Here is a 16,149-nt window from a genome sequence, read left to right as displayed (position 1 = left end):
CTAGCCATGTCGCGTGATGCCGAACCCCAGCCCGTCCGCCTCAGCGACTACCGGCCGCCGGACTGGCTGGTGGACACCGTCCATCTCGACATCCGCCTCGACCCCCATGCCACCCGCGTCATTGCCCGGCTGGCCATGCGGCCGAACCCGGACGGACGCGAGGGCTCGCCCATCGTGCTCGACGGCGACGAACTGGTGCTGAAGGCGGTCAGCCTCGACGGCACGCCACTGGCGGGCACGGCCTATAGCGCGACGCCCTCGGGGCTGACGCTGTTCGCCCCGCCGCAGCAGCCGGTGACGGTGGAGATCGAGACCTGGCTCGATCCGTCCGCCAACACGAAGCTGATGGGGCTGTTCCGGTCGAGCGGCGTCTACTGCACGCAATGCGAGGCGGAGGGCTTCCGCCGCATCACCTATTTTCCCGACCGGCCGGACGTGCTCTCCGTCTACACCACCCGCGTCGAGGCCGAGCGGGAGGAGGCGCCGATCCTGCTCGGCAACGGCAACCGTGTCGAGGCCGGCGAGATCGACGGCACGAGCCGCCATTACGCCATCTGGCACGACCCGTGGCCGAAGCCCTCCTATCTCTTCGCGCTGGTGGGGGGCCGGCTGGACAAGGTTTCCGATGATTTCCTCACGGCCACCGGCCGGCGGGTCGAACTCGGCATCTATGTCGAACCCGGCAAGGCCGACCGGGCCGGCTACGCCATGGATGCGCTGAAGCGCTCGATGCGGTGGGACGAGGAAGTGTTCGGCTGCGAATATGACCTCGATGTCTTCAACATCGTCGCCGTCGCCGATTTCAACATGGGGGCCATGGAGAACAAGGGCCTCAACATCTTCAACGACAAATACGTGCTCGCCAGCCCCGAGACCGCGACCGACGCCGACTATGCCAATATCGAGGCGATCATCGCCCATGAGTATTTTCATAACTGGACCGGCAACCGCATCACCTGCCGCGACTGGTTCCAGCTGTGCCTCAAGGAAGGGCTGACGGTCTTCCGCGACCAGGAATTCTCCTCCGACCAGCGCTCGCGCCCGGTGAAGCGCATCGCCGACGTGCGCCTGCTCAAGAGCCACCAGTTCGCCGAGGATGCCGGGCCGCTGGCCCATCCGGTGCGTCCTTCCACCTATCGCGAGATCAACAATTTCTACACGGCAACCGTCTACGAGAAGGGCGCCGAAGTCGTGCGCATGCTCAAGACGCTGCTGGGCGAGGAGGGCTTCCGCGCCGGGATGGACCTCTATTTCGACCGCCATGACGGCGACGCCGCCACGGTCGAGGACTTCCTTTCCTGCTTCGCCGAGGCCAACGGCATCGACCTCACCCAGTTCGCGCTGTGGTATGCGCAGTCCGGCACGCCGGAACTCGAGGTGGTGGGCAGCTGGGACGCGGCCACGCGCAGCTACCGCCTCGACATCGCCCAGCATCTGCCGGCAACGCCCGGGCAGGAGGACAAGGCGCCGATGGTGATCCCGCTCGCGCTCGGCCTGGTCGGGCCGGAGGGCGAGGATATGCCGCTGGTGCTGGACGATGGCGGCAATGCCCAACGCGGCGTGCTGCTAATCGACCAGCCCCGGCAGAGCTTCGTGTTTCGCGAGGTGGCGACGCGGCCGGTCGCCTCGCTCAATCGCGGCTTCTCGGCGCCGGTCAAGCTGACTTCGAACCTGTCGACCGACGATCTGGTCTTTCTGGCCGGGCACGACAGCGACCCGTTCAACCGCTTCGACGCGGCGCAGACGTTGGCCCTCGCCCATCTCGTCGCGGCGACGCGGGCACGGGGCGCCAGCCCCGCCCCTTCGGCGACGCCGCTGGTGGAGGCGCTGGGCGCGACGCTGGAGGATGCCGCGCTCGACCCCGCCTTCGTCGCGCAGGCGCTGTCGCTGCCTTCGGAAACCGATGTGGCACGCGAAATCGGCCGTGACGTCGACCCCGACGCGATCCATGCAGCGCGCGGGGACCTGCGCCGCACGCTGGGCGACGCGCTGCGCCCGCTGCTGGAGGCGACCTATCCCCGCCTCGCGCCCTTCGGCACCTATGCGCCGGACGCGGGCTCGGCCGGGCGCCGGGCGCTGCGCAATGCCTGCCTGGATCTGCTGGCCGCCACGGCGGCACCCGCCGACATCGCCCGGGCGGTGGCGCATTTCGAAGCCGCCGACAACATGACGGATCGCCTCTTCGCGTTATCCGTGCTGGCGCATGGCGCACCGCAGCAGCGCGAGCCGGCCCTCGCCGCCTTTTACGCGCGCTTCCGCGACGATCCGCTGGTGATCGACAAGTGGTTCGCCCTGCAGGCGCAGATCGCCGAGCCCGAGACGCTGGAGCGCGTGCGCACGCTCACCAACCACCCTGCCTTCGCCATGAGCAACCCCAACCGGGTGCGCGCGCTGATCGGCTCCTATTCCAGCGCCAACCCGACGCAATTCAACCGTGCAGACGGAGCCGGCTACCGTTTCATTGCCGATACCGTGCTGGCGCTCGACGGCCGGAACCCGCAGGTTGCCGCGCGTTTGCTCTCCGCCTTCAAGAGCTGGCGGGCGCTGGAGCCCCAGCGCCGCTCCCTCGCCGAGGCTGAAGTGAGGAGGGTAGCCGACACGCCCGGCCTCTCGCCCGATGTCGCCGACATCGCTGCCCGTTCTCTCAGCTAAGCGAGCGTATAAAAAGCGCAGTATTCGTCATTCCGGTCGGTACGGATTGGCGCTAGAGTCGGTGCCCTGCAAGATTGATTGCAGGACACATGGCGGTCCATGGTGGCTGACGGCACGGTCCCCGAGACAATCGAGCTGACGACGCTGTCGTCGGCCTATTTAAGCGCGCCGGTTGCGCTCGCCATGATCGGGCGCGACCTCACGTGCATGAACGGCAATCGGCGTCTTGCCGCGATGTTTGGCCGCCCGCTCGAGGAGATTGTCGGGCAGGATGTCGACACGCTGGTTCCCGGCTCCTCCGATCTGGTGAGGCGTGGCCTGGCCCGGGCCATCGCCGGCGCGTCGATCGACGAACGCGAGATGTCGATTCCCGGCCGGGACAATATCTACCTCGTCACCGCGGAACCGTTCCGCGACGTGAGCGGGACGGTCGTTGGGCTGTCTATCGCCTTTGTCGACATCACCGAGCGGCGCCGGACCACCGATGCGCTGGCCGAGATGGAACAGAGCATCACTTTCGCGCTGGAGAACGCCAATCAGTGGATCTGGGAACTCGACATCCCGAGCAACACGGTCCGGCGCTCGCCGCACTGGAAGCATGGACTTGGCTACGCGTCGCGCGAAGAGGTGAGCGGCACGGATGATGTCGCTTGGAGCGTGGTGAATCCGGAAGACCGCCCCTATGTGCTGAAGCGCTACCAGGATCTGCTCGACGGCAGGACCGATCTGTTCGAGGCCACCTACCGCGTGTCGCACAAGAGCGGCAGGTGGATCTGGATCATGGCACGGGGCCGCATCGTCGCGCGCGACGCCGAGGGCCAGCCGTTGCGCCTGCTCGCGACCAGCGTCGACATTACCCGCCAGAAACATGTCGAGCAGGAACTCGCTGCCACGGTACGCCAGCGCGAAAAGCTGGAACGCGAGCTTGTCGACGCCAACCGGCGCCTCACCGCGCTGTCCGAGATGGATCCGCTCACCGAACTGCCCAACCGCCGCAAGTTCGACGAGGTGCTGGCGCGTGAGATGCGCCGCAGCGGCCGTCGTCCCCCGTCCCTGGCGCTTATGATGATCGATGTCGATCATTTCAAGAGCTACAATGACCTGCACGGCCATCTCGAAGGCGACGAGTGCCTGCGCAAGGTGGCGGCCGCGCTGCGCAAGTCGGTGAACCGCGCCGGCGATTTGGTCACGCGCTATGGCGGAGAGGAGTTCGCGGCCGTGCTGGCGGACAGCGACGAATCCGGCGCTCTCATCATGGCAGGCACGATGCTGGAAGCCGTACGGGCGCTGCGGCTGCCGCATGCCGGCAGTTCATTGGGCCATATCACGGTCAGCATTGGCATTTCCGTGTTCGACGGGGCCTCGCCGCCGGGCACGAACATGATCCCGGCCGTGGTTATCCACGCCGCCGACCGCGCGCTCTATGCCGCCAAGCAGGCCGGCCGCAACTGCATCGCTTCAGCCGGCATCTCGAATGACGGCACGCTGAGCACCATGAAGGTCACGGAGAATGCGCCGACCGCGCGCTCGCGAACGCGCAGTCGAGAACCCCGCATTGATCCGGCTCAGTAGTCGATGACGCCGTCCAGCGCGTAGTGCTTCACGCTCTTGCGGTTGGCGATCAGTTCGTCGACCGTCGGCTTGCCGGTGATGGCACGCTCCAGCGCGATCTTCATCGCCTCGTAATTGGTGCGGTAAAGGTCGGCCTTGTCGAGATTGGGATCCTCGGCGCAGCGCGGGTCGAGCCACACCATGACGATCATGCAGAGCTCGTCGGCCTGATCCTTGGGCAGGATTCCCTCGACCAGGGCGTCGACGATCGCATCGCCGATGGCGCCCTGCACCACGCCGCCGAGCAGGTCGACATATTCCAGCGTGTGGATGGTGGCCTTGGTCGTCATCATGGTCGCCGGGCGCACCTGCTGGTTGAGGTCGCGTACCACGAACATCCGGGTGTGACCCTGCACCTGCCCCATCATGGAGGCGAAGGCCTGGCCGGCCGGGCCGCGCACCGAGCCGATCAGCACTTCGGGCATGGCGTCGGTGAACTGCCCCTCAGCCGCAAGAACCGTTGCTTCGCCGGTACGGAACCAGATCTCGCTCATTGTTCATTCTCCATCGCCTGCATCTTCAAGCGATCGCGAATAGCATCGACGCGGCCTCTTCGTCCATGGCGGGCAGCGACATGGTCGATGCATCGCCGCGACGACCCGAAAACACCCACAGGTTGCTAATTCGTTAACTTGACTCCTGCGGACTCTGGACGCGCGAGGTCGATTGGATTCAAATCAGCCTGATTCGGAGAGATGCGGCACATCGCTCCTTTCGCGGACGGGGCACTAGGACTTCGGGGGAGGCCGGCGATGGCGCGCGCCAACGCTGCGGGCGCTTCCGTGCGCGTACAAGCCATGAGAGGCTTGGCGCGTTCGGTGGCGAAACCCGCCTATCAACGGCTTGTCGACGCCGAACCTTTCATGCGCAGGGCAGTCCCTGCCCTGATCGTCGCCTTCATAGCAATCGTCGCCATCGCCTCCGCCGTCCAGATCCGATCCTACCGCGCCGACGCCGTCGCCAGCGCCAAGGACGAGCTGGCGCTGTTCGCCGTTGCCATTGCCAGCGAGATCGATCGACGCGGCAGCAGCGGGCTCGCGCCCGATGATCTGCTGAAATCGGGCCTGCCCTCGCGCGCCACCGAGGAGGGCCGCCGCTATGGGCTGATCGACGCGGCCGGCAAGGTCGTCGCCATCCATGACGAGGCGCCCGGCACGGAGACCGCCGACGACATCCGCACCATCCTGGCCAATGTGCAGGCCATCGCCGTGTTCGCCGAGGATGCCGGCGTGCTCGACGTGACCCTGGCCAACGGTTCCGCCGCGCTGGCGACGGTGCACAATCTGCGCGCCGCGCCGCTTCAACTGGTCGCCGTGCAGCCCTTGTCGAGCGCGCTGGCCACCTGGCAGTCGGATACGATCCTCACCGTCACGCTGCTGTCGACGACCGGGGCGGTGCTGCTGATCCTGGGCTTCGCCTTCCACTGGCAGGCGACGCGGGCGCGCGAGGCGGACGGCATCTACGACACGGTGCGCGCCCGCATCGATACCGCCCTCTCGCGCGGGCGATGCGGGCTGTGGGACTGGGACATGGGGCGCGGGCGCATGTTCTGGTCGAGTTCGATGTTCGAACTGCTCGGCCATGAACCGCGCGACGAGCTCATCTCCTTCGGCGAGGTCTCCGCCCTCGTCCACCCCGACGATACAAACCTTTATGATGTCGCCAAGGAGATCGCCGACAAGCCCGGCCGGATCATCGAGCGCATCTTCCGCATGAAGCATGCCGACGGCCATTGGGTCTGGCTGCGGGCGCGGGCCGAGGTGGTGCCGCAGGACAATGGCGAGCCCCCGCACCTCGTCGGCATCGCGGTGGACGTGACGGAGGAGCGCCGGCTCGCCGAGCGCACCGCCACCGCCGACATGCGGCTGCGCGACGCCATCGAGAGCATTTCGGAATCCTTCGTGCTGTGGGACAGCGCCAGCCGGCTGGTTCTGTGCAACTCCAAATTCCAGTCGCTGCACGGGTTCGGCGACACCAATGTCGCGCCCGGCACGCCGTTCGAGGCGATCGCCGCCATCGCCCGCCAGCCCGTGGTGCGCATTCCGCTGCGCACCGAGGACCGGCCGGAGGAAGGCGCGCGCGCCTTCGAGGCGCAGCTGGAGGGCGGGCGCTGGCTGAAGGTCACCGAGCGGCGCACCAAGGATGGCGGCTTCGTCTCGGTCGGCACCGAGATCACCGCGCTCAAACGCCACGAAGAGCGGCTGATGGAGAGCGAGAAGCGGCTGATGGCGCTGGTCGCGGATCTGCGCAAATCGCAGCAGACGCTGGAGATGCAGGCCCTCCAGCTGGCCGAACTCGCCCAGAACTATGCCGACGAGAAGAACAAGGCCGAGGACGCCAACCGCGCCAAGTCCGAATTCCTCGCCAATATGAGTCATGAGCTGCGCACGCCGCTCAATGCCATTATCGGCTTTTCCGAACTGATGGAGAGCGGCCTGTTCGGCCCTCTCGGCAACCTGAAATACAACGAATATTGCCGCGATATCCGCGATTCCGGCCGCTATCTGCTCGACGTCATCAACGACATTCTCGACATGTCGCGCATCGAGGCTGGCCGCGTGCAGCTGACGCTGCAGCCCACCAAGCTGGACGAGATCATCAAGGACGCCATCCGCGTCATGTCGGTGCGGGCGGACGAGAAGCAGCTTATCGTCACCAGCGAGAGCGACGTGGACGTGACTGTCGACGCCGACCGGCGCGCCCTCAAGCAGATCACGCTCAACCTCATCTCCAACGCCATCAAGTTCACGCCGGAGCATGGACGCATCACGCTGCGCACCCGCGCCTCCGCCCGCTCCGCGCTGATGGTGATCGAGGATACCGGCATCGGCATTCCCAAGAGCGCGCTGGCCAAGATCGGCCGCCCCTTCGAGCAGGTCGAAAGCCAGTTCACCAAGACCTACAAGGGCTCGGGCCTCGGCCTCGCCATCGCCAAGTCGCTGGTGGAGCTGCATGGCGGCACCATGCGCATTCGCTCCTCCGAAGGGGTGGGAACCACCGTCATCCTGCGCCTGCCATTGCACGGACGCCCCGCGTTGCAGTATCGCCATGCGGCAATGTCGGACAACTGACACGCGGGCTGGAAAGCAAGCATGAGCGAAACGGATCGAGCCTTTGTCGACTGCGTCGTGGCCGGCGCGGGGGTGGTGGGGCTCGCCGTGGCCCGGGCGCTGGCGCTCAAGGGCCATGAGGTGCTGGTGCTGGAAGCGACCGGGCTGATCGGCTCGGAGACCTCCGCCCGCAACAGCGAGGTGATCCATTCCGGCCTCTATTACCCCGCCGGCTCGCGGAAGGCCCAGCTCTGCGTCGCCGGCCGGAACGCGCTCTATGGCTATTGCACCGAGCGCTCGATCCCGCACCGGCGCTGCGGCAAGCTGATCGTGGCGGCGAGCGCGGCCGAGACCGCCAAGCTCGCGGCGATCGACGCGCATGCCCGTGCCGCCGGCGTCACCGACCTCCAGCATCTCGCCGGCGAGCAGGCGCGCGAACTGGAACCGGCGCTCAATGTGGTCGAAGCGCTGCTGTCGCCCTCCACCGGCATCATCGACAGCCATGCGCTCATGCTCGCCATGCGCGGCGATATCGAAGACGCGGGCGGCATGATCGCCTTCAACGCCCCGATCCTGCGCGGCAGCGTTGAGCCGGACGGCTTTTCGCTCGACGTCGGGGGCGAGGAGCCGATGGCGCTCGCCTGCCGGCTGTTCGTCAATGCCGCCGGGCACGGCGCCGTGCCGCTGGCCCGGGCGATCGAGGGCATTCCCGCGGAAGCGGTGCCGCCGGCCTATTACTGCAAGGGCTCCTATTTCACCCTGTCCGGCAAGGCGCCGTTCTCGCGGCTGATCTACCCGGTGCCGGAACAGGCGGGCCTCGGCGTGCATCTCACGCTCGACCTCGGCGGACAGGCGCGCTTCGGGCCGGATACCGAGTGGATCGACACGCCGCACTACGAGGTCGACCCGTTGCGCGGAAATGCGTTCTACGCCGCCATCCGCCATTATTGGCCGGCGCTACCCGACGGCGCGCTGAACCCGGCCTATGCGGGCATACGGCCGAAGATCGTGCCGGCGGGCGCCCCGGCCGCCGATTTCCGCATCGACGGGCCGGCCGAACACGGCGTGCCGGGCCTCGCGCAGCTGTTCGGCATCGAATCGCCCGGCCTCACCTCCAGCCTCGCCATCGGCGATCTTGTGGCGGAAAAGCTTTCCTGAGGGGCGGCTCTCTCAGGCGCGGCGGCGCGCGGGCGCGGCGGTCAGCAGCCGCTCGAAAGTTGCGCGCACCGCCGCCTGCGTCTCGAACAGATGCGCTTCGAGCGTGGAGAAGTCCGGCATCGCGCCGGCACGGGCCAGCAGGCGCTTCAGCGCCGGGCTCGCCTCAGCGCTTTGGAACGGCGTGGTCAGCGCGAGCCGCAAAACCTGCGTCAGGTCCTGCATCAGCCGGCAGGCATCGCCCAGCACCTGCCCATCCTGCGCGTCGAGCAGCCCCGCCTGTGTCGCCTGCGCGATCACCCGCGCGGTGGCGGTATCGATGACCTGCGGATGCGCGCGGGCATGGGCGAGCACGAGGTACTGGGCGATGAACTCGATATCGATCAGCCCGCCTCGGGCATATTTAAGGTCCCACGGGTCATCATCGCCCTTCTCGTCGGCGATGGCGCCGCGCATGTCGACGATGTCGGCAGCCAGCCGCGCCCGGTCGCGCGGCCGGCGCAGCACCTCGGCGATCGCCGCCTCCACTCGCGCGCGAAAGCCGGGCGAGGCCGAGACGACGCGGGCGCGGGTGAGCGCCATGTGCTCCCAGGTCCACGCCTCCTCCGCCTGATAGGTCTCGAAGCGCGGCAGGCTGGTCGCCACCGGCCCGGCCCGGCCGGAGGGGCGCAGGCGCAGGTCTACCTCATAGAGCTGGCCCGCATTGGTCGGTGTGGTCAGCGCGCTGACGAAGCGCTGCGTCAGGCGGGCGAAATATTGCGCGCCATGAAGCGGGCGGGGGCCGTCGCTCTCGGGGCGCTCCTCGTCGAAATCATAGAGCACGATGAGGTCGAGATCGGAGCCTGCGGTCATCTCCCGCCCGCCGAGCTTGCCCATGGCCAGCACGGCAAACTCGGCGCCGGCGACCCTGCCGTATGCCTCCTGAAAGCGCGCCGTCACCGGTCGCTCCAGCGCGCGGATGATGACGTCGGCCAGCCGGGCGAAGGCCTCCCCCGCGCGCGCGGCCGGCAGGGTGCCGGAGAGAATGCGCACGCCGATCAGCACATGCTGCTCCTGCCGGAAGCGACGGGTCTGGTCGAGCAGGTCCTCTTCGCCCTCCGCCCCCTCGATCAGCGCGGCAAGCCGGCTGGTCAGCGCCGGTTCGTCCGGCAGCGCGCCGAAAAAGGCGGGGTCGAGCAGCGCGTCGATCAGCGAGGGGCGATGCGCCAGCATCTCGCCGAGCCGGGGAGCGGTGCCGAGAATCGTGGCGATGAGACGTACCAGATCGGGGTGATGCACCAGCGCCGGCAGAAGCCGCGTCGCGATGGGCAATTCGCGGAAGAACCGATCCGCCGCCGCCAATGCCGCGTCCGCCGCGCCGCCGCGGGCCAGCGCATCGATGAGAAGCGGTAGGATGGCGGCAAGGCTGGTGCGAACGATGTCCGGGCGAAGCGCGCGATAGTCGTCGCCGGCGAGCCAGCCGCGCACGGTGGCGCTCGCGGCAACCGGGTCGCCATAGCCGAGCTTGTGCATGGTCGCCAGCGTCTCGCGATCGTCCTTTTCCGGGGGAAAATCCAGCCGCCCTTCGACCAGCGCGCGCGGCGGCGCGTCCTCGAACAGCTTGGAATAGTGATCCTGCACCCGCGACAGGCGCTCGACCAGCGCGCCCGCGAAATCCTCGCGGCGGGCATAGCCCATGAAGCGGGCGAAGGCGACGAGGCCCTCGGCGTCTTCCGGCAGCGTATGGGTCTGGGCGTCCGCCACCATCTGCAGGCGATGCTCCACCCGGCGCAGGAAGTGATAGGCCTCGTCCAGTTCGCCGCGCGCGCCCTCGCCGATCCACCCGGTCTCGGCCAGCAAGGCGAGCGCTTCCAGCGTGCGCGGGGTGCGCAGGCGCGGATCCCGGCCCCCGGCGATCAGCTGCTGGGTCTGCGCGAAGAACTCGATCTCGCGGATACCACCGCGCCCGAGCTTCACATTGTGCCCCTCGACCGCGATGGCCGCATGGCCGCGAAAGGCATGGATATCCTGCTTCATCGCATGGACGTCGGACACCGCCGCATAGTCGAGCGAACGACGCCAGACGAAGGGAGAAAGCCGGCGCAGGAAGCTGTGGCCGAGCGCGATGTCGCCGGCGATCGGCCGCGCCTTGATATAGGCCGCGCGCTCCCAGGTGGCCCCCTCGCGCTCGTAATAATCGAGCGCCGCCTCCACGGAGAGGGCGATGGGTGTGGAGGCCGGATCGGGCCGCAGCCTGAGGTCCACCCGCGCGACATAGCCGTCGGCGGTGCGCTCCTGGATCAGCCGGACAAGGCGCTGGGTGAGCCGCACGAAGAAGGGCGTTGGCTCCACGCCCTCCTTCAAGGGCGCGACCTCGGGATCGTAGAGCACGATGAGGTCGACATCGCTGGAATAGTTGAGCTCGCGCGCCCCATGCTTGCCCATGGCGAGCACGGTGAAGCCGGGCGGCGTGTCGGAGCCTGCAGGCTCGGAGGAGCCACCAGCCTTCACCGCCCCCCGGCGCAGCTTGCCGGCGGCCTGCGCCTCGCGGAACAGGAAATGCGTCGCGGCCGCGATGGCACCGTCGGCGCTGTCGGTAAGCTCGGATGTCACCTCGGCGAGGTCCAGCACATTGCCGATATCGGCCAGCGCGACGGTTAGTGCGGTCTCGGCGCGCAGCCGGCGCAGCGCCGTCATCGCCTCGGCCTCATCCTCCGTGACGGCGAGGACGGCCCTTGCCGCCGCGCGCGCCCGGGTCAGCCCATCGGCCGGATCGGACTCCAGGATGCGCACGAGGCGTTCCGGGTCGGCCCGCATCAATTCGGTAAGGAAGGGGGAATGCGCCGCGACGCGCGCGAGTACGCCGCGCATGGCCGGGAATCGCGCGGCAAGCGCCGCAAGGCGGGCCTCGGCTCCGTCTGCCTGCGCGTGTTCGGGACCAAACAGGTGCCGCACGGCGGCGGGCAGCCGGGCGGGCGCCCGTGTTCCGGGATCGAGCCGCATGCGGGCCGCCAGCGCGCCGGGCGCGCCGCCGCCCTCATGCCGGGATGCCTCTCCGGTGCCGCTGTGCATTCTCGCCATCAGGGCCGCACCCTCCATACCGCTCCCTAGCGTAACCGCGACCGGTTGCCAAATCGCTGCCGCCCCTGCGTCCCTCACACGGCAGCCACTTCCTCCATGGCCGGTGCCAGAGGCAGGTCGATGATCACGCGCAGCCCCGGCTCGTTATCCTCCAGCCGCAGCGAGCCGCCATGCAGGTGCACCACGGCCACCACCAGCGACAGGCCGAGCCCGAAACCCGGCCGCGTGCGGCTCGCCTCCAGCCGCACGAAACGCTCCAGAACGCGGGGGCGATCCGCCTCCGGGATACCGGGGCCGCAATCGGCCACCACGATGCGCGCCTTGCCGTCTACGCGGCTCGCCGCCAGACGGATCGTCCCGCGCGCGCCGGGTATGTCCGGCGCGCTGTATTTGATCGCGTTGTCGATGAGATTGGACAGCACCTGGGCGAGCAGCTCGCGCACGCCGATCACGCCAAGGGGCTCGACAGATTCGAGAGTGAGATCGAGCCCGCTCTCATCCGCCACCGGTTCATAAAGCTCGGCGACGCTCGCCAGCGTATCGGCAAGGTCGAACCGCACGGCGGCGGCGCTCGCCTGCCCGGCTTCGGCGCGCGCGATCATCAGCAGCGCGTCGAAGGTGCGGATAAGCCCGTCGGATTCGTCGATGGTCTGTTCGGTGGCCGCGCGCCACTCCTCGTCCGAGCGGGCGGTGCGCAGCGCGTCCTCGGCGCGGTTGCGCAGGCGCGTGAGGGGTGTCTTCAAATCATGGGCAATGTTGTCGGAAACCTGCTTCAGCCCCGCCATCAGCGCCTCGATGCGATCGAGCATGGCGTTGAGGCTGAAGGCGAGCCGGTCGAACTCGTCGCCCGTGCCGGCCACCGCGAGGCGGCCGGACATGTCGCCGGCCATGATGCCGTCGGAGATCGCCGTCATCTGGTCGATGCGCTTGAGCACGCGGCGGGTGACGAACAGCCCGCCAGCGACGCCGAGCACGACCAGCAGGCCGAGCCCCCACAGCGCCGGCCCGATGATGATCTTGCGCAGTTCCTCGCGCTCGACCACATCGCGGCCGATCAGCAGCCGGAACTCGCCCGGCAGGAACAGCACATTGACCAGCGCCCGGCTGGGCGGGGCGGCCTGGTCCTCCGAGCGCACATAGTCGATCTCGCGCCAGCCCTCCTTGTCGAGGAAGTTCAGCGGCAGGTTCAGGACATTGCCGGCGAGCGGCTCGCCGTTGAAGCTGGTGACGAGCAGCAGCCCGGCATCGGGCGCGCGCGAGCGGCGGTTCACCACCTGTACCAGCCGCGAAATGCCGCCGCGCTCGAACTGGGCCTGCATGAAGCTGGTGTCGTTCTCGATCGCCTCCACCGCCTGCCGCGTCACGAGGCGCTGGGTGTGCCACCCGAGATAGGCGATCACCGACCCGGCGAAGATCGCGAAGACGAGGAGATAGGCCGCGATCAGCTTGAACGCGGTCGTCCGGATGAGCCTACCGAGCGCCGTCACGAAGGATGTATCCCGCACCGCGTACCGTGTGGAGCAATGGCGGATCGAAGCCTTTGTCGATCTTGGAGCGCAGCCGCGAAACGTGCACGTCGATCACGTTGGTCTGCGGATCGAAATGATAGTCCCACACATTTTCCAGCAGCATGGTGCGCGTCACCACCTGCCCCGCATGGCGCATGAGATATTCGAGCAGCCGGAATTCGCGCGGCTGCAGCACGATTTCCTGGCCCGCGCGGCTGACGCGATGCGCCAGCCGATCGAGTTCGAGATCGCCGACGCGATAAAGCGTATCCGCCGCCTGCGGGCCGCCGCGCCGCGCCAGCGCCTCGACGCGGGCGAGCAGTTCGGAAAAGGCATAGGGCTTGGGCAGATAGTCGTCGCCGCCAGCCCTCAGCCCCGTCACGCGGTCATCGACCTGGCCGAGGGCGGAGAGGATGAGCGCCGGCGTCTGGTCGCCACGCCCGCGCAGATGGGCGATGAGCGACAGGCCATCCCGGCGTGGCAGCATGCGGTCGACCACCAGCACGTCATAGCCGCCGTCCAGCGCGAGGACGAGGCCATCCTCGCCATCGGTCGCGACATCTACGACATGGCCCGCTTCGCGGAACGCCTTGCGCAGATAGTCGGCGGCATCGCGATCATCTTCGACGACGAGCAGGCGCATGGCAAATTCTTCGGCGGATTTCCTGACCTCCGCCGGGTCGAGGGCCGGAAGGCCCGAACCCGGAGAGGAATCGGCGGCGGCGGCAAGATTCGAATTCGTCTCCATGTACGTCATTTCGAGCCTCGCGCCTATCGGAGCCGCCGGGTTGCACCATCGCGCCCACTTAAAAAGGACGACGCGGGAAGTCCTGAAGGACTCCCCGCGCCACCGGCCATCTGCAGTCCAAGGGGGCGACGGGACAGACCGCAGACGGAACCGATCCCCCGGGACGCCCGAGCGGCGCTCCGGAATGATCCCCGGCGCCGCGTCAGCCGCGGTTGTCGCCGAGCGAGATCGCCACGAAGCGGGTGCCCTGCTCGGACTTGACGCGCAGCAGCACGGCCTTGCGGTTGTCCTTCTTCGCGGCGGCGAGGCCGTCGCGCACGTCGGAGGGCTTCATCACCGGCTTGCCGGCAACGTCGAGGATGACGTCGCCCGCCTTCAGGCCACGCTCGGCGGCGGGACCGTTCGGGTCGACCTCGGTGATGACCACGCCCAGGTCGCCGGCGCCGGCGACACCCTTGGCGGGTGCCAGCGAAAGGCCGAGGCGCGGCACGTCGCGGTTGCCCTTCTCCTGCTCGGCGCCCTTGCCGGTGTCGTTCGAGGCGACGTCGGTCGGCAGCTGCTCGAGCGTGACCGGCACGGTGATGGACTTGCCGTCACGCAGCACGCTCAGCTTGACCGTGACGCCCGGCTTCTTGCGGGCGATGTCGCGCGACATCTCGCGGGAGTCCTTGATGGTCTCGCCGTCAATGGCCGTCACGATATCACCGGGCTTGAGGCCGGCCTTCTCGCCGGGGGTGCCGGGCTGCACCTGGGCGACCAGCGCGCCCTGGGCGTCCTTGAGGTCCATTGCCTCGGCTACCTCGTCGCTGACCGGCTGGATCTGCACGCCGACATAGCCACGGGCCACCTGGCCGCCAGACTTCAGGGCCTCGACCACCTGCGAGACGGTCTCCGAGGGGATCGCGAAGGCGATGCCGACATTGCCGCCCGAGGGGGACACGATGGCGGTATTCACGCCGATGACCTCGCCGTTCAGGCCGAAGGTCGGGCCGCCCGAATTGCCGCGATTGATCGGCGCGTCGATCTGCAGGAAGTCGTCATAGGGGCCCGAGCCGATGTCACGGCCGCGCGCCGAGACGATGCCCGCCGTCACCGTGCCGCCGAGACCGAACGGGTTGCCGACCGCGACCACCCAATCGCCGACACGCGGCGCGGTTTCAGCGAGCTTCACCCAGGGGAAATCGCCCTTGCCGTCCACCTTGAGCAGCGCCACGTCGGTACGCGGATCCGTGCCCACCACCTTGGCGGTGTAGCTCTTGCCGTCGGTCAGCGTCACATCGACTTCCGAGGCGCCATCGACCACGTGATTATTGGTCACGACATAGCCGTCGGCCGAAATGAAGAAGCCGGAGCCCTGGCCGACGACGCGACCATGGCCGCCGCCGGGACCACCGCGACGGGGGCCGGCGTCCGGGCCGCCCTGCGGGCCGTTCGGGCCGAGGCCGAAGCGGCGCATGAAGCGCTCGATCTGCGGCGGTACATTCTGCGCGCCCGGCTCGTCATCGTTCATCGCGACGTCGGCGTCGCCATCCTTCTTGACCTTCACGCTCACCACGGCGGGCGAAACCTTCTCGACGATGTCGGCGAAGGAGAACGTGCTGGCCGGCTGATTGGTGCTGAGCTGCGCCTCGGCGGGGGTCACGATTTCGGGCAGGACGACACCGCCGACGACACCGCCGGCGAGGGCCAGGGTGAACACGCCCGCGAGCAGCCGGGAACGGCTGCGGCGCAGCGTGGAGGACGAAGTCTTGGTGGTGTCGGAAAGCGCGTTGCGCGACATATGTCGTTCCTCGTTCGACCAGATCTCGCTTCCCCATCGGGAAGGTTCGAACGAGAAGATAGGTGTCCGCGCCTTAACGCAGGCTGGCGGTGGCGTTACAGTTTGGTAACGTCGCCGGAATTTTCGGAGAGCACGCGGCGGAGCTTTTCTTCCTCCTCGGAGCTCAGCGGAGCGGTCGGCGCGGGTCGGCTGCCGCGGCGGCGATAGGCGAGCCAGAGGCCGGCGCCGCCAACGACCAGCACGAGGAACGGCGCGAGCCAGAGCACGATGTTCGCGCCGTGCAGCGTGGGGCGCAGCAGCACGAATTCGCCATAGCGCGACACCAGGAAATCCATCACCTGGCCGTCGCTGTCGCCTGCCTTGATGCGCTCGCGCACGAGCAGACGCAGGTCCTTGGCCAGCGGCGCATCGGAATCGTCGATCGACTGATTCTGGCAGACCATGCAGCGCAGCTCCTTGGAGAGCTGGCGCGCCCGCGCCTCCTGCGCCGCATCGGGCAGCATCTCATCCGGCTGCACCGCGTGAAGCGGGCCGGCCAGCAGCCCGAGCGCGAGAAGGGCGAGAAGCAGCGCGCGGCGCATCATG

At 68.2% G+C, this 16,149-nt stretch carries 10 protein-coding genes; 4 read left to right on the top strand and 6 right to left on the bottom strand.

Annotated features, from left to right (window positions below; all coding sequences use genetic code 11):
- Nucleotides 1-6: 6 nt before the first annotated feature.
- The gene (gene pepN, locus FHS55_RS02125) at nucleotides 7-2,652 is read left to right on the top strand and encodes an aminopeptidase N (RefSeq protein ID WP_183188019.1); all 2,646 of its coding nucleotides are present in this window, start codon (nucleotides 7-9) and stop codon (nucleotides 2,650-2,652) included.
- Nucleotides 2,653-2,751: 99 nt separating this feature from the next.
- Nucleotides 2,752-4,224, top strand: coding sequence for a sensor domain-containing diguanylate cyclase (locus FHS55_RS02120; RefSeq protein ID WP_183188018.1), 1,473 nt, complete (start codon nucleotides 2,752-2,754; stop codon nucleotides 4,222-4,224).
- On the opposite strand, the gene fae is transcribed toward FHS55_RS02120, so the two are convergent.
- Nucleotides 4,218-4,757, bottom strand: a complete 540-nt coding sequence (gene fae / locus FHS55_RS02115) for a formaldehyde-activating enzyme (protein WP_183188017.1) — start codon at nucleotides 4,755-4,757, stop codon at nucleotides 4,218-4,220. The two genes, FHS55_RS02120 and fae, sit on opposite strands and share 7 nt — an antisense overlap.
- Before the next feature lie 369 nt (nucleotides 4,758-5,126).
- Here fae and FHS55_RS02110 point away from each other — a divergent pair, with 369 nt between their 5' ends.
- Both FHS55_RS02110 and FHS55_RS02105 read left to right on the top strand, forming a co-directional pair.
- Nucleotides 5,127-7,334, top strand: coding sequence for a PAS domain-containing sensor histidine kinase (locus tag FHS55_RS02110; protein ID WP_246339756.1), 2,208 nt, complete (start codon nucleotides 5,127-5,129; stop codon nucleotides 7,332-7,334).
- A 21-nt stretch (nucleotides 7,335-7,355) separates the two neighbouring features.
- On the top strand, nucleotides 7,356-8,471 hold the full coding sequence (locus tag FHS55_RS02105; RefSeq protein WP_183188015.1) for an NAD(P)/FAD-dependent oxidoreductase: 1,116 nt from the start codon (nucleotides 7,356-7,358) through the stop codon (nucleotides 8,469-8,471).
- A gap of 12 nt (nucleotides 8,472-8,483) precedes the next feature.
- On the opposite strand, the gene FHS55_RS02100 is transcribed toward FHS55_RS02105, so the two are convergent.
- From FHS55_RS02100 to FHS55_RS02080, 5 genes are all read right to left on the bottom strand, one after another.
- Nucleotides 8,484-11,519, bottom strand: coding sequence for a bifunctional [glutamine synthetase] adenylyltransferase/[glutamine synthetase]-adenylyl-L-tyrosine phosphorylase (locus FHS55_RS02100; protein WP_183188600.1), 3,036 nt, complete (start codon nucleotides 11,517-11,519; stop codon nucleotides 8,484-8,486).
- A gap of 83 nt (nucleotides 11,520-11,602) precedes the next feature.
- Nucleotides 11,603-13,015 carry an ATP-binding protein gene (locus FHS55_RS02095; RefSeq protein ID WP_183188014.1) on the bottom strand — a complete coding sequence of 471 codons (1,413 nt, stop codon included), beginning with the start codon at nucleotides 13,013-13,015 and terminating at the stop codon, nucleotides 11,603-11,605.
- Nucleotides 12,999-13,679: a response regulator transcription factor gene (locus tag FHS55_RS02090; RefSeq protein WP_183188013.1), complete on the bottom strand. Its 681-nt coding sequence runs from the start codon at nucleotides 13,677-13,679 to the stop codon at nucleotides 12,999-13,001. The genes FHS55_RS02095 and FHS55_RS02090 overlap by 17 nt, the downstream gene beginning before the upstream one ends.
- Nucleotides 13,680-13,986: 307 nt before the next feature.
- Entirely contained in the window at nucleotides 13,987-15,564 is a 1,578-nt protein-coding gene (locus tag FHS55_RS02085; RefSeq protein ID WP_183188012.1) for a Do family serine endopeptidase, read from the bottom strand.
- Between the two features lie 95 nt (nucleotides 15,565-15,659).
- Nucleotides 15,660-16,145 (bottom strand): cytochrome c-type biogenesis protein, encoded by a 486-nt coding sequence (locus tag FHS55_RS02080; RefSeq protein ID WP_183188599.1) that lies wholly within the window; start codon nucleotides 16,143-16,145, stop codon nucleotides 15,660-15,662.
- Nucleotides 16,146-16,149: the final 4 nt, after the last annotated feature.

The sequence above is a fragment of the Ancylobacter tetraedralis genome, from assembly GCF_014195655.1.
Lineage (GTDB): Bacteria > Pseudomonadota > Alphaproteobacteria > Rhizobiales > Xanthobacteraceae > Ancylobacter > Ancylobacter tetraedralis.
Note: the sequence above shows the minus strand (reverse complement) of the source record. Positions and strands in the feature narration are given on the sequence as shown.

Excerpts from the sequence above, each read along its gene's own strand:
- pepN (WP_183188019.1), top strand. The coding sequence starts at position 7 with ATGTCGCGTGATGCCGAACCCCAGCCCGTCCGCCTCAGCGACTACCGG.
- FHS55_RS02120 (WP_183188018.1), top strand. The coding sequence starts at position 2,752 with ATGGTGGCTGACGGCACGGTCCCCGAGACAATCGAGCTGACGACGCTG.
- fae (WP_183188017.1), bottom strand. The coding sequence starts at position 4,757 with ATGAGCGAGATCTGGTTCCGTACCGGCGAAGCAACGGTTCTTGCGGCT.
- FHS55_RS02110 (WP_246339756.1), top strand. The coding sequence starts at position 5,127 with ATGCGCAGGGCAGTCCCTGCCCTGATCGTCGCCTTCATAGCAATCGTC.
- FHS55_RS02105 (WP_183188015.1), top strand. The coding sequence starts at position 7,356 with ATGAGCGAAACGGATCGAGCCTTTGTCGACTGCGTCGTGGCCGGCGCG.
- FHS55_RS02100 (WP_183188600.1), bottom strand. The coding sequence starts at position 11,519 with ATGCACAGCGGCACCGGAGAGGCATCCCGGCATGAGGGCGGCGGCGCG.
- FHS55_RS02090 (WP_183188013.1), bottom strand. The coding sequence starts at position 13,679 with ATGCGCCTGCTCGTCGTCGAAGATGATCGCGATGCCGCCGACTATCTG.
- FHS55_RS02085 (WP_183188012.1), bottom strand. The coding sequence starts at position 15,564 with ATGTCGCGCAACGCGCTTTCCGACACCACCAAGACTTCGTCCTCCACG.
- FHS55_RS02080 (WP_183188599.1), bottom strand. The coding sequence starts at position 16,145 with ATGCGCCGCGCGCTGCTTCTCGCCCTTCTCGCGCTCGGGCTGCTGGCC.